Origin of the sequence: Lwoffella lincolnii (assembly GCF_037201985.1) — a bacterium.
Classification (GTDB): Bacteria; Pseudomonadota; Gammaproteobacteria; order Pseudomonadales; family Moraxellaceae; genus Psychrobacter; species Psychrobacter lincolnii.
This window is the reverse complement of record NZ_CP147511.1, coordinates 1,332,650-1,352,855: the sequence shown is the minus strand read 5'-3', so window position 1 is coordinate 1,352,855 and position 20,206 is coordinate 1,332,650. Positions and strand designations below refer to the sequence as shown.

General features: G+C 43.5%; 14 protein-coding genes. 8 read left to right on the top strand and 6 right to left on the bottom strand.

Annotated features, from left to right (window positions below):
• The first annotated feature begins 4 nt into the window (after window positions 1-4).
• The 6 genes from ispC to lpxA all read left to right on the top strand — a co-directional run bounded on the left by ispC (window position 5) and on the right by lpxA (window position 7,942).
• A complete protein-coding gene (gene ispC, locus WDM69_RS06085) occupies window positions 5-1,288 on the top strand; it encodes a 1-deoxy-D-xylulose-5-phosphate reductoisomerase (RefSeq protein WP_078306830.1) in 1,284 nt (427 codons plus the stop codon).
• 94 nt (window positions 1,289-1,382) lie between these two features.
• Window positions 1,383-2,777, top strand: coding sequence for an RIP metalloprotease RseP (gene rseP / locus WDM69_RS06080; protein ID WP_338755895.1), 1,395 nt, complete (start codon window positions 1,383-1,385; stop codon window positions 2,775-2,777).
• A 49-nt stretch (window positions 2,778-2,826) separates the two neighbouring features.
• Complete coding sequence (gene bamA / locus WDM69_RS06075) at window positions 2,827-5,256, top strand: outer membrane protein assembly factor BamA (RefSeq protein ID WP_205760096.1); 2,430 nt, start codon at window positions 2,827-2,829, stop codon at window positions 5,254-5,256.
• On the top strand, window positions 5,256-6,404 hold the full coding sequence (gene lpxD / locus WDM69_RS06070; RefSeq protein WP_338755117.1) for a UDP-3-O-(3-hydroxymyristoyl)glucosamine N-acyltransferase: 1,149 nt from the start codon (window positions 5,256-5,258) through the stop codon (window positions 6,402-6,404). Before bamA ends, lpxD begins: the two co-directional genes overlap by 1 nt.
• Before the next feature lie 98 nt (window positions 6,405-6,502).
• Window positions 6,503-7,066, top strand: coding sequence for a 3-hydroxyacyl-ACP dehydratase FabZ (fabZ, locus tag WDM69_RS06065; RefSeq protein WP_422393274.1), 564 nt, complete (start codon window positions 6,503-6,505; stop codon window positions 7,064-7,066).
• A gap of 102 nt (window positions 7,067-7,168) precedes the next feature.
• Window positions 7,169-7,942: an acyl-ACP--UDP-N-acetylglucosamine O-acyltransferase gene (gene lpxA / locus WDM69_RS06060; RefSeq protein ID WP_338755116.1), complete on the top strand. Its 774-nt coding sequence runs from the start codon at window positions 7,169-7,171 to the stop codon at window positions 7,940-7,942.
• 103 nt (window positions 7,943-8,045) lie between these two features.
• Here lpxA and nrdA read toward each other — a convergent pair whose 3' ends face one another.
• The 5 genes from nrdA to WDM69_RS06035 form a co-directional block, all read right to left on the bottom strand.
• Entirely contained in the window at window positions 8,046-10,349 is a 2,304-nt protein-coding gene (nrdA, locus tag WDM69_RS06055; RefSeq protein ID WP_338755115.1) for a class 1a ribonucleoside-diphosphate reductase subunit alpha, read from the bottom strand.
• Between the two features lie 430 nt (window positions 10,350-10,779).
• On the bottom strand, window positions 10,780-13,080 hold the full coding sequence (phaC, locus tag WDM69_RS06050) for a class I poly(R)-hydroxyalkanoic acid synthase (RefSeq protein ID WP_338755114.1): 2,301 nt from the start codon (window positions 13,078-13,080) through the stop codon (window positions 10,780-10,782).
• 174 nt (window positions 13,081-13,254) lie between these two features.
• Window positions 13,255-13,905: a phasin family protein gene (locus WDM69_RS06045; protein ID WP_078306825.1), complete on the bottom strand. Its 651-nt coding sequence runs from the start codon at window positions 13,903-13,905 to the stop codon at window positions 13,255-13,257.
• 266 nt (window positions 13,906-14,171) lie between these two features.
• Window positions 14,172-15,668, bottom strand: a complete 1,497-nt coding sequence (gene putP / locus WDM69_RS06040; protein WP_078306824.1) for a sodium/proline symporter PutP — start codon at window positions 15,666-15,668, stop codon at window positions 14,172-14,174.
• 217 nt (window positions 15,669-15,885) lie between these two features.
• Window positions 15,886-16,755 carry a LysR family transcriptional regulator gene (locus WDM69_RS06035; RefSeq protein ID WP_078306823.1) on the bottom strand — a complete coding sequence of 290 codons (870 nt, stop codon included), beginning with the start codon at window positions 16,753-16,755 and terminating at the stop codon, window positions 15,886-15,888.
• A gap of 165 nt (window positions 16,756-16,920) precedes the next feature.
• Between WDM69_RS06035 and leuC the strand changes: the two genes are divergently transcribed.
• Window positions 16,921-18,384: a 3-isopropylmalate dehydratase large subunit gene (leuC, locus tag WDM69_RS06030; protein WP_078307069.1), complete on the top strand. Its 1,464-nt coding sequence runs from the start codon at window positions 16,921-16,923 to the stop codon at window positions 18,382-18,384.
• Window positions 18,385-18,461: 77 nt separating this feature from the next.
• Here the strand turns inward: leuC and WDM69_RS06025 are convergent, their stop codons facing one another.
• Entirely contained in the window at window positions 18,462-19,397 is a 936-nt protein-coding gene (locus WDM69_RS06025; protein WP_078306822.1) for a phosphodiester glycosidase family protein, read from the bottom strand.
• Between the two features lie 266 nt (window positions 19,398-19,663).
• Between WDM69_RS06025 and ndk the strand changes: the two genes are divergently transcribed.
• On the top strand, window positions 19,664-20,095 hold the full coding sequence (ndk, locus tag WDM69_RS06020; RefSeq protein ID WP_078306821.1) for a nucleoside-diphosphate kinase: 432 nt from the start codon (window positions 19,664-19,666) through the stop codon (window positions 20,093-20,095).
• The last annotated feature ends 111 nt before the right edge of the window (window positions 20,096-20,206 follow it).

The window sequence follows — 20,206 nt, the reverse complement described above, 5'->3', positions numbered from 1 at the left end:
TGATATGACTGGCAACTGCCCAAACTTATCACCGATAACCGCTCAAAATAAGGCTCAAAAGGTCGATGGGCAACATGGGCAAAAAGTCGCCATTTTAGGTGCGACAGGTTCAATCGGCACCAGCACACTTGATATTTTAAGTCGTCATGATGACAAATATGACGTTTATGCCTTATCAGGGCATAGCCGTTTGGACGAGTTATTTCAGCTTTGTGTGCGCTGGCGACCCAAGCGAGTTGCTGTGCCTAAGTGGCAAGTCGATGCGTTTGCTCAAAGACTGAGTAAGGCAGATTTGCAGATTGATGTGGTGGCAGGGCAAGCAGGGCTAGATGACATTGCTTGCGACCCACAAGTGGACACGGTGGTTGCTGCCATTGTCGGCAGTGCTGGACTGTCTTCAACGTTGATGGCGGTGCAGGCAGGTAAACGAGTCTTGCTCGCCAACAAAGAGGCTTTGGTGATGGCAGGCAGTCTGATGATGCACCATGCCAAGCTGTCTGGGGCAAAGATATTGCCTGTTGATTCTGAGCATAACGCCATTTTTCAATGCTTGCCACAGACGGTACAACAAAACCAACATGCCATTCATGACAAGCATCATGGCATCAGTCAGTTGTGGCTGACGGCATCGGGAGGTCCTTTTTTGTCTGCAAGCTTTGATGAGATGCAATCAGCAACGGTTGAGCAAGCTGTTAACCACCCGAATTGGTCGATGGGGCAAAAAATTTCAGTGGACTCTGCCACCATGATGAATAAAGGGCTTGAGCTGATAGAAGCCTGCTATTTATTTGATTTGCCAGAAGATAAAATCCAAGTGGTGATGCACCCACAAAGCATCGTGCATTCATTGGTACAATATGCTGATGGCAGTTTTTTGGCACAGATGGGGTCGCCTGACATGCGTACCCCAATCGCCCATGTGTTAAGCTTCCCTGAGCGGATTGACAGTGGTGTCGTGCCTTTAAATTTATATGAGCTTGGCAAATTGGAGTTTTTGCCACCCGATTTACATAAGTTTAAATGTTTGGCATTGGCAAGAGAAGCCATGCGAGCAGGAAGTTGGGCAACCATCAGCTTAAATGCGGTCAATGAAGTGGCAGTGCAAGCGTTTTTAGATGGGCATATCCGTTTAACTGACATTGCCAATATGAATGAAAACGTGTTAAACAGCATGAATCAGCATCAATATCCCAATGAAATCAACGATTTGGCGAGCATTTTGGCAATTGATAATGACAGTCGAGCTTTAGCAAGACACAACATTGAAAAAAATCACATTAGTAAATGATAAAAGTAGCAGATGATAAATATAAGTGGCAAACAGTCAATGAAAGTAGCAAGCAATTAATTGGTGAAAATGAGGTAACCGCATGTCTTTGTTAATGACCATTATCTTGACCATCTTAGCGGCGGTGTTTGTGCTTGGTCCTTTGGTGGCATTGCATGAATTTGGGCATTATATCGTTGCTCGGCTTTGTGGGGTAAAAGTGTTGACTTATTCGATAGGTTTTGGACCCAAACTTGCCAGTTGGACAAGCAAAAAATCAGGCATTGACTATCGGCTGTCCGCCTTACCGCTTGGTGGTTATGTCAAAATGTTAGATGGTCGAGAAGGTGATGTCCCCAAAGGTCAAGAGCATTTGGCATTTGATAAACAGCACCCAGTGAAAAAAATTGCCATTGTGGCAGCAGGACCTGTTACCAACCTGTTAATCGCCATGGCTTTGTTTTGGGTGTTATTTTTAACCCCAAGCGAACAGCTGAATACTCGCATTGGCACGATATTACCCAACAGTCCAGCGGCAACCGCCAAGCTTAATGTGGGTGATAAAATCACCGCTGTCGATGGTGAGGCGGTGGACGGCTGGGAGGCAATTAACTACCGTTTGGCAAATCACATGGGTGAGACCACTCAAGTAACGCTGACGGTCATACCTTATCAAGATGATGAACCAACTGCTCAATCGATACAGTACCAACTGCCAATTACCAAATTTATGCAAGGCAAAAACAGCGGTAAAGATGCCTTAACCGCCATTGGGGTAACTCCTTGGCAACCAAACATTCCTGCGGTGATTGGACAACTGAGTGATGATGGGGCTGCCAAGCGTCAAGGCTTGCAGATAGGGGATAAAATCATTGCCATCAATGATGAACCTATCAACGACTGGATAACGATGACTCGAGTGGTGCAAGACAATCCTGAAAAACTGCTTAACTTTAAAGTGTTGCGTGGTGATGAACAAATGACGTTTGCTGTCATGCCCCAAGGCAAAAAAGACACCATGGGTAATGTCTATGGGCAAATCGGAGCTGGCGTCAATTCTGTTGATGGTGCAGTTGATATTCAAGTGCCTGACAGCTATAAAACCACCATCGCCTATGACCCCATGACGGCAATGGGCAAAGCAGTGGGCAAAACTTATGACTTGTCCATGATGACATTATCGTCTATGGGCAAAATGATAACTGGCTTGATTGGCATTGATAATTTATCAGGTCCGATTACCATTGCCAAAGTTGCCAAACAAAGTTTTGAAATCAGTTGGCAGATGGTATTATCAACCGCAGGGTTGATTAGCCTAAGCCTTGCTGTGCTTAATCTATTGCCTATTCCCGTATTAGATGGTGGACATCTGTTGTATTATTTTATTGAGCTGATAAGGGGCAAACCATTATCTGAGACCACGCAAAATATTGGCTTTAATTTGGGGTTTTTGCTCTTGGCGGTGTTCATGGTAATGGCGTTGAGTGTGGATATTGGTCGGCTATTTTGATATTTTTAGGGTGTTTTTAATCAATCTTTTTTGTACAAAAACTGTGAGTATGTGTATGAGTTCAACTAAATTTTATTCCATGTCGGTCTTACCATTGGTGGTGATGATGTCGATGGCATCTGCCCATGCCGTCCATGGCTCTTATGGTGTGGTAACTGACATTCAATTTGTGGGTTTACAAAGAATCACGGCTGAGAGTTTATATCCCATTTTGCCTACCACAGTGGGGGGTAGCATCAATCAAGAGCAGTTATCAGAAAGCATCAAATCACTATATGACACAGGTAACTTTTCTGATGTGCAAGTGGTTAATGATGATGGTGTGTTGCGTTTTTTGGTGGTTGAGCGTCCCATCATTGCGGAGATAAATTATAAAGGCAATACCCTAATCCCCAAGCAAGGATTAGAAGATGGGCTAAAACACGCAGGTCTTGTCAAAGGCAGTGTGCTAAAACAAGCCACCTTATTTGGGGTTGCCAATGAATTACAACAACAATACATACTACAAGGCTACTATAACAGTGACATCAACGTTGAACAGACTTTGCTTGATGGCAATCGTGTGAAGCTTGACATCACCTTTATTGAGGGCAAACCTGCCAAGGTGATAGACATCAACATCATTGGTAACGACTATTTTAGCGATGAAGACATCAAAGACGTGTTTGCCCTAAAAGAAGCATCTTGGACTCGTTTATTATCCAAATCTGACCGCTATGCTCAAGAAAAACTGGCTGCCAGCTTAGAAAATCTAAAAGCCATGTACCAAAATTCAGGCTTTATCCGCTTTAACATTGACAACGCCACCTTAAATGTCAGTGAAGACAAAAAGCATGTATTTATAGAAGTGGCAATCAGCGAAGGTCAGCAGTATGCCTTTGGTAAAGTAAGTTTCTTGGGCAATACGCCCTACAGCCAAGAAGAGCTGAATAAGCAAGTCAGTTTTGCGACCAATGAACAATATTCTAAAGCCAAACTTGATGACACCACCGCCAATATTAAAAACAAGTTGGGTGATGATGGGTACTATTTTGCCCAAATTCGCCCCATTCCACGCATCAATGATGACACGCACACGGTGGACATGGATTATTACATTGACCCTGTGCGTCCTGTTTATGTGCGTCGCATCAACTTTTTTGGCAATACCAAAACGCAAGATGAGGTGTTAAGACGTGAGATGCGTCAACTAGAAGGGGCATTGGCGTCCAGTCAAAAAATTCAGCTGTCACGCATTCGTTTGATGCGCACAGGGTATTTTAAATCTGTGGTGGCAGATGTTAAACCAGTTCCCAATCAACTTGATCAGGTTGATGTGAATATCACCGTTGTTGAGCAACCAACAGGCAGTTCAACCATTGCCGCAGGTTATTCACAAAGTGGTGGGGTTACCTTTCAATTTGACTTATCACAACGCAACTTTTTAGGAACGGGCAATGGTCTTAATTTTGGTTTATCACGTTCTGAGACTCGTGAAAACTATAATATTGGCATCACCGACCCATATTTTACCAAAGATGGTGTGTCCCAAGGAATCAATGCCTATTATCGTAAAACCAAGCTTGATGATAAAAATGTCAGTAACTACATCACTGACTCTTATGGAGCGACGCTCAATTATGGCTACCCTGTCGATGAAGATACCCGTGTCAGTGCAGGGTTTAACATTGACAGAACCGACATAACAGGCGGTCGTTGGATGGGCATTTCAAACGTACAAAGCATCATTGATGATGGTGGTCGGGCAACGGTGCATACAGGTAACGACAAAGGACGGTATAACTTTGAGAATGACTATACGTCCTATAATCTGATGCTTGGTTGGTCACACAGCACGTTAGATAAGCCTGTTTTTCCAACCAAAGGCATGAGTCATAATGTGGATTTTACCATCGGCTTGGGTGATAAAACTTACCAAAAAGCCAGTTACACAGGCAACCTATATCTGCCTGTGGGCAAAGGCTTTATAGGGCGTGGTTATACCAAATTGGGTTATGGTCATAATTTGCCATTTTATGATAACTTTTATGCTGGTGGCTATGGCACAGTGCGTGGTTTTGACTACTATAGCTTAGGGCCTAAGTCAACGACTTTTTTTGATACCCAGTTTGAGCCTGAGAAGCAAAATTATCTGCCTGAAGAAGTGGGTGGAAATGCCATGGCGGCGGTGGGGGCAGAGCTGATATTACCCATGCCATTTAAAGGGGATTGGGCAGACCAAGTGCGTCCTGTTTTGTTTGTCGAAGGGGCTCAAGTCTTTGACACCACAGGTAAAGAAAACAAAACCTTTATCTATCATGGCAACGACACTAAAATTCCGCTGTTAACACAAGACAAGCAAATGCGATACAGTGCTGGAGCAGGCATTACTTGGTTTACCCCCATAGGTCCGATTGCCATCAGCTATGCCAAGCCTTTTAATAAAAAAGAAGGTGATAAGGTAGATGAAGTTCAGTTCCAGATTGGTAATGTCTTTTAATGAGCCAATTTAACCAATCTGCCAATCAATCTATTAACAGCGTCTGCTCAATCAGCGTTCGTCAATTAATAGCGGCCATTGAACAAAGACAGGTGGTTATCAATAAAGGTTGCCTTGATGCAAACGCATTAGATACTTGTGTGCAAGCATTGGCATCACTGGATAAAGCAGACGTAACCAACTTGTCTTTTGCCAATGACGAATATCATGCCAAATGGTTGCCCAAATCAAAGGCAGGCGTCATCATCACTTCAACTAGATATGCTGATGCTACCCCTGATACGGTCGTGTTGATTGAAGTGAACTCACCTTATTTGGCGTACGCCAGTTGTAGTCAGCTGTTTGATGTTGATAACCCCGTAACTACTTTTGCTTGGTTATCCGATACTGATATGACTGCTGATACAGATAATGATAGGCCACAACCACCTTCCATTATCCACCCAACTGCCTATGTGGACACATCAGCTAAATTGGGTAACGGTGTGTGGGTGGGGGCACACTGTTTTGTTGATAAAGACTGCCAAATCGGTGATGGCAGTTATTTACAAGCAGGTGTGGTGATAGAGATGGGCAGTGTGTTGGGTAAAAACTGTCGCATCATGGCAAATGTGGTGATACACCATCACTGTCAGTTGGGTGATGATGTTCACATACATGCAGGAGCAGTGATAGGCAGTGCTGGCTTTGGTTATGCCCCTTATCAGCATAAAGAGAAATCTCAATCCCCGCAACATCGCTGGCAAGCCATTGCTCAGGTGGGTCAGGTTCAAATTGGACACCGAGTACGCATCGGTGCCAACACCTGTATCGACCGTGGGGCGATAGACAATACTGTGATTGCTGATGATGTCATCATTGATAACTTGGTGCAAATTGCCCACAATGTTCATATTGGACAAGCCACCGCCATTGCTGCCAATACCGCCATTGCTGGCAGTACCCACATCGGACAACGGTGTATCATTGCAGGGGCAGTTGGTATCAGTGGTCATCTGAGCATTACCGATGATGTCATCATCTCTGCCATGACCATGGTTACCAAATCGATTGATAAGCCAGGTCGTTATTCATCTGGCATTCCTGTCATGCCAACTGCTGAGTGGCGGCGGGCGGTGGTGGGTTTTCGCCAAAGTGGACGCAAATAAAAAGTGAACACAAATAAAAACCAAACGCATGACATGATAAACAAGATTAAAAAACCCGAAGGAACAAGCACATGAGCCACACGTCCCCTATGAATGTGATGTCAGTTGATAATATCAATGACCGTTTAAGTCAGCTGGGTTTGGCAAGTGATTTCGCCATGACTGATGACGACTTACAAGCATTAAGTCTGCAATCATTATCATTGCCGATAAACTCACAAACCTTAAAACGGTTTTTGCCACATCGTTATCCATTTGTGATGTTAGATAGGGTGGTGGCACTACGGGCAGGGTTGAACATCGTGGGTTATAAAAATGTAAGCAATAATGAAAATTTTTTTAATGGGCATTTCCCCAATCAACCTTTGATGCCGGGGGTATTGATGGTCGAAGCCATGGCTCAAATTGCTGGTGTGTTAGGCTTTGTCAGTGATGGCAAGAACTTGAGCGATGGTATGGTGTATCTGTTTGCAGGAGTCGATAATGTCCGATTTAAACGCCAAGTTATCCCTGGTGATTGCTTGTGGCTGACCGCCACTTTATCTGGCCAAAAGCGACAGGTATCCAAATATCAAGCACAAGCATTGGTAGATGGACAGATGGCTGCCAGTGCTGAAATCACACTCATTAAACAGCCCAGCACACAAGATAACAGTTTTTAAAATGACCGATTTTGCAACAACAGCTTTTGCAACATACTAAAAAGTGATGTTGAAAACCTTGTTCGACTTGTGCGTATTTATTTTTGATTTTAGGTAACATTCATGACCATTCACCCAACAGCCATCATCTCAGATAATACTCATATCGACCCAACTGCCAAAATTGGGGCGTATTGTATTATTGGTGATGATGTCAGTATTGGTGCAGGGTGCGTGTTGATGTCGCATGTGGTGATAAGAAAAAATACCAAAATTGGGCAAAATAATAAAATCTATCAATTCGCCAGTATCGGTGAAGATTGCCAAGACCTAAAGTATGCAGGCGAAGAGACATGGCTAGAGATTGGTGATAATAATCTGATAAGAGAAGCCTGTAGCTTTCATCGGGGGACGGTACAAGATGGGGGAGTAACCAAAATTGGCAGTCATAACTTATTTATGGTCAATACTCACATTGCTCATGATTGCGTGGTTGGCAACCATAACATCTTAGCCAATAACGTGGGCGTGGCAGGGCATGTGCGTATTGGTGATTATGTGGTCATCGGTGGCAATGCTGGTATTCATCAGTTTTGTCATGTGGCACATTATGCCATGATTGCTGCTGCCAGTTTGATTATCAAAGATGTCATGGCTTTCACCACTGTGTCAGGCAACCCTGCTAAAGTGCGTGGGCTAAATATTGAAGGCATGCGACGCAAATCATGGTCAAGCCATACCATCAGTCAGTTACGCCAAGCATATCAATGGGTGTTCCGCAGTGGCCTGACCACAGACCAAGCCATCGCCAAACTTAAGCCAATGGTGGCAGATGAACCTAAAATTCAGCTGATGATAGACAGCTTGACAAACAGTCGCCGTGGTATTGTGCGATAAAGTTTAAACATTAACCAATTGACCGTTAGGGCGTGTCTGTCATTTGGCACAATGGCTTTTATCCAGCAATACGCCCTAACAATGACAACTGAGAATTTATCACTTATAGCTTACACGCCCCCCCAGCACAACCGTCATCGATGTTTTCTTGAGTGTCGTTCGCTCCATCACGAGTGTTATGATAATAAAGGGTTTTTATGCCAAGCTTATAAGCGGTTAATAAGTCTTTTAATAACACCTTCATCGGTACTCGTCCACCTTCATAGCGACTGGGGTCATAGTTGGTATTGGCAGAGATGCTTTGGTCAACAAACTTTTGCATGATGGCAACCAGTTTAAGATAACCGTCATTATTGGGCATGTGCCACAGCAGTTCATACTGATGTCTTAGGCGGTCAATGTCAGGGACGACTTGTTTTAAAATGCCATCTTTAGATGCCTTGATGGATACCAAACCACGAGGTGGTTCAATGCCATTGGTGGCGTTGGCAATTTGGCTGGAAGTTTCAGAGGGCATTAATGCGGTCAAGGTGGAATTACGTAACCCATGGTTTTTGATGTCAGTACGCAAGCTTTCCCAATCGTAATGCAATGGCTCAGCACAAATTTTATCTAGGTCGGTTTTATAAGTGTCAATCGGTAAGATGCCTTGTGCGTATGTGGTTTCGGTAAAAGCAGGGCAAGGGGCTTGCTCTTGTGCCAGTTTGTTAGATGCTTTTAGCAGATAATATTGTAACGCTTCAAAAGTACGATGCGTTAGTGCCAAAGCCCCATTGGTGGCTGTTGATTCATCAGAGTAGCGCGTGCCATTTTTTGCCAAATAATACGCATAGTTGATGACCCCCACACCCAAGGTGCGGCGTTGCATGCTGCTATTTTTGGCAGCGATGACAGGATAGTCTTGATAATCTAATAGAGCATCTAACGCACGCACAATAAGCTCAGCAGGTTCTTCTATGTCGGTCAGCTTTTCTACCTTACCCAAATTCACCGCTGACAGTGTGCATAAGGCAATCTCGCCTTTATCATCGTTGATGTTGTCTAACTCTTTGGTGGGTAGGGCTATCTCCATACACAAGTTAGACTGACGGATAGGGGCGATTGCAGGGTCAAAGGGACTGTGAGTGTTGCAATGGTCAACGTTTTGTACATAGATACGTCCTGTGCTGGCACGTTCTTGCATCATCATGCTAAACAGCTCACTGGCAGGGACTTGGCGTTTACGAATGTTGTCGTCTGCTTCGTACTTTTCATACAGACGTTCAAATTCATCTTGGTCAGCAAAAAATGCGTCATACAAACCCGGCACATCAGATGGTGAAAATAGGCTGATATGCTGACCTTTAATAAGTCGAGTGTATAATGTTTTGTTAATTTGTACGCCATAGTCCATTTGACGCACACGGTTGTCTTCGACACCACGGTTATTTTTTAGCACAAGCAGGCTTTCTACTTCCAAATGCCACAGTGGATAAAACAGTGTCGCCGCCCCACCACGCACACCACCTTGTGAGCAACATTTCACCGCCGTTTGAAACAACTTATAAAATGGAATACAGCCTGTGTGCTTGGCTTCACCGCCACGAATGGGGCTTCCTAACGCCCGAATACGTCCAGCATTAACCCCAATGCCAGCTCGTTGTGATACATACCGCACGATGGCGCTGGTGGTGGCGTTGATGGAATCTAAGCTGTCTCCACATTCTATCAGCACACATGAACTAAACTGGCGTGATGGTGTGCGTACCCCTGACATGATGGGCGTGGGCAATGAAATACGAAACTGTGAAGTTGCGTCATAAAACCGCTTGATATAATCCATGCGAGTGTCTTTATCATACAAAGTATCATAGCTTGCAAATAAACACATGCCAACCAACATGTAAAGAAATTGTGGGCTTTCAAATACCTGCTTATTGACACGGTCTTGTACCAAATATTTGCCCGCCATTTGCTCAACAGCGGCATAAGCCAAGTTCATGTCTCGCCAATGGTCTATATGGTCGTTTAGCTCATTGAATTCTGCTTGTGAATAGTCTGCCAAGATGTGAGCGTCATAACGCCCTGCTTGAGTAAGTTTACTGACATGATCGAATAAATGTGGTGGCTCAAATTGATTGTAGGCGATTTTACGCAAATGAAAAATCGCCAAACGTGCTGCCAAATATTGATAGTCTGGCGTTTGCTCACTGATAAGGTCGGCAGCAGCTTTGATGATGGTCTCGTGGATATCACGGGTTTTGATGCCTTCATAAAATTGAATGTGTGATTTTAGCTCAACCTGTGATACCGACACATTATCTAAGCCCTTGGCTGCCCACGTAATGACTTTGTGAATTTTATCCAAATCAATCAATTCTAAGCGTCCATCACGTTTGGTTACTTGGATATTATCAATATGGGTCATAGGCTTGCTCCGTTTTGACTGACGAAAATACCATATGGTAAAAGCATGGCAAAACCACCATAAAAATACCATATATGGGGTTTTTCATTGGATTGTGGCACAATATAATGAAAAATTAGGCAAAATGCTAGGTTGATTTTTTAGGCTGATTATGCCTTTGTTATGACGATGATGTGATAAAAAATACTTGATTTTTTGTATTGACGAGCAGATAAGGGCTGACAAGGGGGTGGTCAGTCAATCATGGGCAAAATGGTGTTTTATGAAATTTTTTTATACAAAACCAAAGAAAGTCATCTTTTTACCAACAAAAACGACACGTCAAATGATGACGTGTCATTCATACCGTTAAGCCATTCATGATATGGCTTAAAAGACTCAGATGAAAGGCCAGATGAAAGGTTTAGACAAATGGCTTAAGCTAAGCCTTTTAAGTATCAGACGAATACGCATTAACAGGTCTTCGATTACTTTTTAACGCTTGTTCAGCAGTTACCAGCACATAAGTACCGGGGGCATTGCCATAAGTGGTGATTGTCTGACCTTGATGGTCTTGACCAACTTGGCGAGCAGGCACAAGCTTATCTTTGCTCATGAATGACGCATTGTCAGGGGTGGTTGCCAACCAGTCTTGCCATTCGTGCCACCAGCTGTCTTGGACAAATTCAGCGGTTTCATACCATTGGTCAGCATCGACGGGGTATGAGCTGGTATCCGTGTTCATGTTTTGTTGGGTGCGATAATAGCCATATTTACCGCCAGGGGCGTTCATGATGCCAGCGATGTGTCCTGACTCACCCAGCACAAATTTGGTCTGTCCACCAAACACTTGTGTGGCAGGGTAACAGCTTTTCCATTTGGCAATATGGTCTTGTAAAGTAGCAACCGAAAAAACTGGTGTCTTCACTTCTCGTAAATCTATTTGTACCCCATCAAACAGCAACTCACCCTTAGCTTGTAATTTGTTACCAAGATAAAATTCACCCAATAAAAACTGATGCAAGCTAGCAGTTACATTGGTACAGTCTGAGTTCCAATACAGCAAATCAAATGGTACTGGACGCTCACCTTTTAGGTAATTTTGTACAAAATAATTCCAATACAGGCTGTTTTCTCTGAGCAAGCTAAATGATACCCCCATCATGCGTCCATCAAACACGCCCAGCTGGTCATTTTGTTGGTTGATGGCGTTGACGATTTTTTCATCGACAAACACGCCAATGTCACCAGGGTCGCTAAAGTCAATGATAGATGCCCATAAAGTGGCGCTGGCAACTCGGTTACTTTGCCCTTGTTTGGCAAGCCAACCTAATGTCAATGACGTGAGCATGCCACCAATACAATAGCCTACCACGTTGGCTTGTGATTCGCCTGTGATGCGTTCGACTTCATCTAAAGCGGTGAGTAGGCCATCGTGCATGTAGTGAATCATGCCGATGTCTTTATAATGTGGCGTGGGATTTGCCCATGACAACACAAACACCGTATGACCTTGTGCCACAGCCCAGCGGATAAAAGAATTTTTTTCACGCAAATCCATGATGTAGAATTTATTAATCCAAGGTGGAACAAGTACCAGCGGTTTTTGATACACTTTTTCTGTGCTTGGGGCATACTGGATAAGCTCAAACAGATAATTTTGATACACCACCTGCCCTTTGGCGGTGGCGATGTTATCACCGACTCGAAAGGCAGATTGGTCAGTCATGCGAATATTTAGCGTATCTGCACTGTTTTCAAGATCTACTGCCAACTGTTTTAGACCGTCTATTAAATTTTGCCCTTGTGTTTCTATGGTCAGCCGAAGCACTTCAGGGTTGGTAAACAAAAAATTAGTGGGAGCAACGGCGTTTATCCATTGGCGAGTAAAAAAAGACAACCGCTGGCGAGTCTTATCGTCCACGCCCTCCAGTTCATCAATGGTTTGCATCATGGCTTGTGATGTGAGCAGATAATGCTGCTTTAGATAATCAAACCATGGGTTGTTGTCCCATTCTGCATCATTAAAACGTTTGTCGCCTTTTTCTGGAGTTACCACAGCATCAGGTTGCTGTCCACTCATTTTAAGTAAGGTGTTTTGCCAAAGTTGCCATTGGTTTTTCCAAAGATTGGTTTGCTCATCGACCATCACCCCCGGATTGTGTTGCATCATCTCGGCAAAATGTTGCCAACCTTGAAGCAAATCAAACGTTACCGAGGTGCTGGTGGGGCTGTTTTGTCCACTCATGCGTAGCATTTGGTTGTTGATACGCAAAGCGGTGTCAGTCATACTTTGAGTAATGGGATTATTAAACCAAATGTCAAAAGGGTTAAAATAAAACGGTTCATTTCTTTGGCTCTGTGGATTAGGGTTCTGTGAGCGGATATCAGCAGATTTTTGTTGATTATCGCTGGCGTGTGTGTTCATCAAAATGGCAAAGGGATTGAACAAAAAAGGGTTTTGCTTGAGTGTTTGATTGTTATCTTGACTGGGCTTGGGTGATGTAAACCCTGTAAATGCCTGTTGAATATGCTCAGGTTTAAGGTGTTGTTCACTCATGTTTTGTGTAAACAGATGTTGGGCTTGTTGGATACTGTCTTGCCATTGTTTTTGCCATTGTAAAAACACGTGCATCATGTCAGCAAACGCATCTTGATTTGTGTGGTCATGGTCTTGATTGCTGTTATTATTTTGATTGATGGTATTATCTTGATTGCTTTTATCGGTGGCAGATGAGTCATAGGTTGCCATAATCAGTTTCCAAAATCAGTGAATTAAAGTCCATTTTTTTGGGTTATCAGCTTGGTATAAAAAAGCTTGAGCAGTTGGTAACCACTCAAGCCAATGGATTGCTTTTATATGATTGCTTTTATGTTAAGGTGGTTAAGCCTTTATTTAACCAAAACTTAAGCACAAGCAAAAGCCTTATTTACTGGTGGTCTTACTGGTGCTACTGCCTGTTGTTTTGGTGTTAGATGAGCTGGTGGTGGTTTTGCTGGCTTGTTCGGTGGCTTTTTTGACCGCTTCAGAAGCTTGCTCACTGGCTTTGGCAGCAGCATCAGTGGCGGCTTTGGTCATATTGCTTGCCATTTCATTACCACGACGCATGACTTCATTCATCTGTTCACTGGTGCGGTTAAAGTTCTCTGCCACTTTTTGGTTAAATACTTCGGCGTTTTTGCTGGCTTGTTCGGTGGCAGATTGCATGGCATTTTGCATGTTGTTTGACGCATCGCCATACATTTCATTCATGGCGGTGATGATTTCTTGACGCATGGCATTGCCTAAGTCAGTCATACGCTGAGCGTCTTCGAGCATTTGTTGCCCCATTTGGTTAAGCAATTCGCTTTGTTTTTGTCCAAAATGGCTGGCTTTTTCAGCAGAGTCCACTTCTGATGCGTTACGCAGTTGGGTCAGCCCCATTTCTGAATAGGTACGCATGGTGTTTAAAGAAAACTGGGTCATTTTTTCGGCATTGGCAAGCATGGCTTGGTTAAGTCTTGCCCAAGGCTGATAAAATTGGCGAGAGTTTTCTTTTAAATTATCACTCATGTTGTCAAAAAATTGTTGGTTCATGGTAAACTTCCTTGAGAGTGTTTGGTAGAGTAGCGTATTTGGTGAGTGGGTTCGTTAGTGGAAATAAAATCTTAATCTTTGATTTTACTTGATTAAGCTTATATTATTGGTATACGAATGTATACTTTTAAGCTTAATATTTTTGTATTGTTATGTTAATGGTTATTCGTAAATCTTATAAGAAAGTCTTATAAGAAAAATAAAGCCATCAAAGCTGATTTGGTGGCTTTTGTTCTATGGTAATTGCGTTAATCAAACAGTCAGCGTCATAATTTACTTTCCATCTCATCAAAGCGTGCAACAATGTGTGGCTTAGGAGCAGGGGTTGCCAGTGAACCCACCACAATGGCAATGCTAGACAGCACAAACCCTGGCACAATGGCGTATAACCAGCTGTTTAAAGCAGTGCCATCAGCCATGGTGAAGCCACCATAAATCCAAATGATGACCGTCAATGCACCGACCACCATGCCTGCCAATGCCCCATTACGGTTCATGCGTCGCCATAATAAGCTAAAGATGACCAAAGGACCGAATGCTGCCCCAAATCCTGCCCACGCATTAGACACCAAATCCAGCACCGAACTGTCACGGTCAGATGCCAGCATAATCGACACAATCGCAACCACAATCACCGAGATACGACCAACCAGCACTTGTCGAGACTCAGGGGCTTCTTTGTCCAGATACAGTCGATAAATATCACGAGTCAGCGAACTAGACACCACAAGCAGCTGGGAAGAAATGGTACTCATGATTGCTGCCAAAATTGCCGCCAATAAAAATCCTGATACCAATGGGTGGAATAAAAACTGTGAAAATACCAAAAAAATGGTCTCAGGGTCATCTAAAGTCATGGCGGTTTTTCTGACATACGCCACACCTGCAAAGCCTGTCAATAACGCCCCAATAAGGCTTAAAATCATCCAGCCGATGCCAATGTTACGAGCCGTTGGCACATCTTTGACCGAGCGTATCGCCATAAAGCGGACGATGATATGGGGCTGACCAAAATAACCCAACCCCCACGCCATCAGTGAGATAATCGCCATGATTGACACACCACTGGTGATGTTAAGCAAATCAGCGTTGATGTTGCGTACCGTCTCAATGGTGGGCGCAACCCCACCTAAATCAGTAAAGGCAACCACAGGCACGATAATCATGGCAAATAACATGATGACCCCCTGCACAAAGTCAGTCATTGACACCGCCAAAAAACCACCCATTAGGGTGTATAACACCACGATGCCAGCGGTAATCCACAGTCCCATGCCATAAGACATGCCCAAAGAGCTTTCAAACAGCTTGCCACCACCGACCAAGCTGGCTGCGGTGTACACGGTAAAAAACAAGATAATGACAAAGGCAGAAATCACACGCAACAGATGCGACTTGTCTTCAAAGCGGTTAGAAAAATAGTCAGGCAGGGTAATGGCATTATCCACCACTTCGGTATAAACCCGCAAACGTGGGGCAACGATGATATAGTTTAACAATGCCCCAATGGTCAAGCCCAATGCAATCCAAATACTCACCACACCCGATGCGTACATATAGCCAGGCAACCCCATCAGTAGCCAGCCTGACATGTCTGATGCCCCAGCTGATAATGCCGTTACTGCAGGACCTAAGCCACGCCCACCGAGCATATAACCTTCGGAGTCGTTGTTTTGTTTAAAATACGCATACACCCCAATGCCAATCATCAGAGCAAAATAAGCAGCGAGTGAAATCCACACGCCAATGTCTATTCCATTCATAGAGAAGTCCTAGTTTTTAGCTTGTTATGGCGGTTAAATAAAATTACAATATAAAATAATTTAGCCATAAATCAAATCATTTGGTCATAAAATTTTTGCTTGAATTAATTAATTATAGTGTATTTTACTGACCAAATCGAATAATAAGAATGATTTTTATTTAAATGGTAACATGAATGTGGGAATGATGACTGACATGGCAATTGGGTAAGCAAGGCTAAATGGGTGATAATAGCCCCATCAAAGCATCAGCACTGGCAGAGCGAGTCAAACTGGGGTTAATCACCAAGCCCAAATATCGCTGTAGCTCAATGTTATCTTTCATATCAATCGGCTCAAGCTCTTGGTTAATCAAAGTCTGAGGCAACACTGACCACCCAAGCCCCACCGATACCAGCATGCGAATGGACTCCAACGGATTGGTACTCATGGTGGCATAAGGCTTAAGATTGTGCTTGGCAAATTCTGCTAAGGTAATCTGACTGGTGAAAGTATTGGCAGATGGCAAAATCGCAGGATAATGTGCCAGTTGCTCAAGCGTAACATTAATCTTTTTGGCAAGTGGTGATAACGTTCCTGTCACAAAATATAAAGGGTCTGACCATAGCGTATGATAGCTTAAACGTTTGTCATAGACAGGGGGTAAAGTCAAAAACGCCAACGCCACATCACCGTCCAACACCGCCTTGTGAGCTTCTTCTGAATCGACAAAATGCACTTCTATTTGTACCGCAGGATACATCTGGATAAACTGCTTCAGCACAGGTGGCAAGTGGTGTAAACCGATATGATGACTTGTGCCGATAACCAACTTGCCTGATACTGTGTGTTGCGAGTTTTTTAGATTAATGCGAAAATTATCATAGTCATCAAGCCATCGCTTGGCATGTGGTAATAAACGATGTGCCGCTTGAGTTGGCACGATGCCACGCCCAACCGTATCAAATAAGGTTACCCCAAACTCATCTTCTAAATTTTTGATGCGTTTACTGACCGCAGGTTGAGTGATAAACAACTTTTCAGCAGCAGCCGAGATGCTTCCTGTGTGCATCACAGTCACAAAGGTAGTGAGATTGGTGGTATTCATGATAAATATTAACCAAAAGTTTTGAAATTTATAAAAATCATCAATTATAATTATAAAACGAGACTGCTATAATCGCAACAGCAATCATAAGAGCAATCACAACAGCAGTCGCAAAAATAAAAAAAGCGTTAAACATAAGGAATGACCACCACCATGACCGCATCAATGCAACAATCAATCTCCCATTCAATACCCCATTCAAACAGTCGCCCCAAAACCTTAACCCTATATGACAAACTTTGGCAAGACCACTTGGTTAGACAGCGTGATGATGGCTCAAGTTTGATTTATATTGACCGTCATCTGTTGCATGAAGTGACCAGCCCACAAGCCTTTGAAGGTCTTGAATTGGCAGGTCGCAAGCCTTGGCGATTGTCTGCCAACATTGCCACCCCTGACCATAATGTGCCAACCACCGTCAAAGAACGCAGTCAAGGCATGGCGGGCATCAAAGATGACGTGTCTCGCTTACAAGTGACCACATTAGATGATAATTGTCAGAAGTTTGGGATTGAAGAATTCACCATCAATGACATTCGTCAAGGCATTGTCCATGTGGTTGGACCTGAACAAGGTTTGGTACTTCCTGGTATGACCGTGGTGTGTGGTGACAGCCATACTGCCACACATGGGGCGTTGGGCTGTTTGGCACATGGCATTGGCACATCGGAAGTGGAACATGTGTTGGCGACTCAATGTCTTGTTCAAAAGAAAATGAAAAATATGCTCATTAAAGTCAATGGCAAACTTGGGCAAGGGGTTACGCCCAAAGATGTCGTGCTTGCCATCATTGCCAAAATTGGCACAGCAGGTGGTACAGGTCATGCCATTGAATTTGGTGGACAAGTGTTTAAAGACATGAGCATGGAAGGGCGTATGACCGTCTGTAACATGGCCATTGAAGCAGGCGCAAGGGTTGGCATGGTGGCGGTAGATGACATCACCATTGACTATGTCAAAGGTCGCCCGTACGCTCCAACAGGTGAGACTTGGGAGAAAGCGGTTGAATACTGGAAAACCCTGCATTCTGATGCTGATGCACGATTTGACAGTGTGATAGAGCTAGATGGCAGTGACATTGCCCCACAAGTCTCATGGGGAACATCGCCTGAGATGGTGGTGGACATCACCCAAAATGTACCCACGTTGGACATGGCAAAAGACGATGTGCAAAAAAATGCGTGGATTCGTGCCTATGAATACATGGGCTTGCGTGCAGGGCAACCGATGAGCGATATTAAGCTTGACCGAATTTTTATCGGTTCTTGTACCAACTCTCGCATTGAAGATTTACGCTTGGCGGCCAATGTGATTAAAGGTCGCAAAGTGGCTGACAGCGTTAAAGAAGCCATCATCGTGGCAGGCTCTGGACTGGTCAAACAACAAGCTGAAAATGAAGGGCTTGATAAGATATTTACCGATGCTGGCTTTGAATGGCGTGAACCGGGTTGTTCAATGTGCCTTGCGATGAATGCTGATAAGCTTGAGCCACAAGAGCATTGTGCCAGTACCAGTAATCGCAATTTTGAAGGTAGGCAAGGCAATGGCGGACGCACGCATTTGGTCAGTCCTGCGATGGCAGCAGCGGCAGCGATTGCAGGGCATTTTGTCGATGTGAGAGATTTTTAGCGTAACTGGGTTTAGAATGGCTGGGTTGTTACCCATTTGGTTTGGGATTGATTGTTGGCATTGATTGCTGTTTACTTTCAATCAAACTTACTTTCAATCAAGCCTATCATTACCCCCATGTTTTTTTTATCGTTAATTTTTAGCTCTGGAGCATATAACGCTGATGCAATACCACCATCTAAAAATAACGCATTCTTGCAATTTAACTGAGTTTGGAACAATAATGCAAACTCATAAAAATTGACTGGCACACGACTGTGCACCAGTTTGATTTTACCATCTTCGCTGATGCCAATGCCGTTGCGAATTTTCTTAGAAGTGGAATCAGCGGTAAATTTTGGGTGCATTGCCCCATCAATCACCAGCATGGGTCCTGATTGGGTGGCAAACTTAGGTTTTACCCCTGCTTTTAGCTGACGTTGCATTTGCTCACTGGTGTCAATATGAAAGCCATCATCATTCCACCAAAACACCCCATTTGGCATCAGATGAAAATTGCCTTCACCTTCGTTTAGATTGAGTGACAGTATCTGCTTGCCATCAATCACGGTATAGCCAATGGGGGCAAATTCGTGGTTGTACATGCCTGCATTGCTGGCAAATAGCAGTTGTTTGTTGGCACTGAGTTGTTGTTTTAATGCCGAAAAAGTGAATAATGGCTTGGCGTTTTTGTCTGTATTATCATCAGCTTGCCGCCAAAACAGCCGAAGTGATAAGTTCTGTGCTTGTTGTTCTGCTTGTTGCTTAGTGTCTTTTTGGCCATGTTGGCCATGGTTCTGATGGTGTGAGGGTGCTAATAGCATCTTTTCATCTATCGCACAAATGTCATACCAAAAAGGCTCTTTAAACGCTTGACAATATTGATTGGATTGACTAGCATCATCTGTTTGATTGATGTGTCCCCAAGTCGTATCAGCATCACAAGCGGTCAATATCAAAGTACCGCTACTTAATAGCGTATAAATTAAGTTTTGTAAATGTTTTGTTGATAAAAAAATTTTGATTTTACGCATGGCAACCCTTACTCATCGTTTTTATCGTCATCTTGTGCATCGTCATTATAAGCAAATCAAGCATTTTTATCAGATAAAAATCAGATAAATTTAGGTAAAATAGCCAATCACTCAGATGATGCCGTCCACCCATCTGCCCAAGATTTGTCGGTATTTTTATCAAGTTTTTGTTGTCTTGACAAGATTGTGTTTTTGGGTAAATATAATGCGTTACTTATTGATAACCATTTATGAATAACCATTTATGAATACCATGGGAGAATGACATGGCGATTGAACGCACCTTATCCATCATCAAACCTGATGCTGTTGCTGGCAATCACATCGGTGAGATTTATGACCGTTTTGAAAAAGCAGGATTAAAAATTATCGCCACCAAAATGTTGCATTTGGATAATGACAAGGCAGGGGGGTTTTATGCTGAGCATCAAGAACGCCCATTTTATAATGATTTGGTCAGCTTTATGACATCAGGACCTGTGGTGGTGTCGGTATTAGAGGGTGAAAATGCGGTGGCACATCATCGTGAACTGATGGGTGCTACCAACCCACAAGAAGCCAGTGAAGGCACTATTCGTAAAGACTTTGCCAACAGCATCGATGAAAATGCGGTACACGGCTCAGATTCAGTCACATCAGCACAACGTGAGATTGCTTATTTTTTTGATGATAAAGAAGTCTGCCCACGTACTCGTTGAGTTGATTTTTTTAAGCTTTGACAAGCTAAAAACCGCATTCTTTGTGATGCGGTTTTTATTTAATGGTTTGTTTTTTATGGTTTTAACACGTGTGGTTTTAACATTGGTATT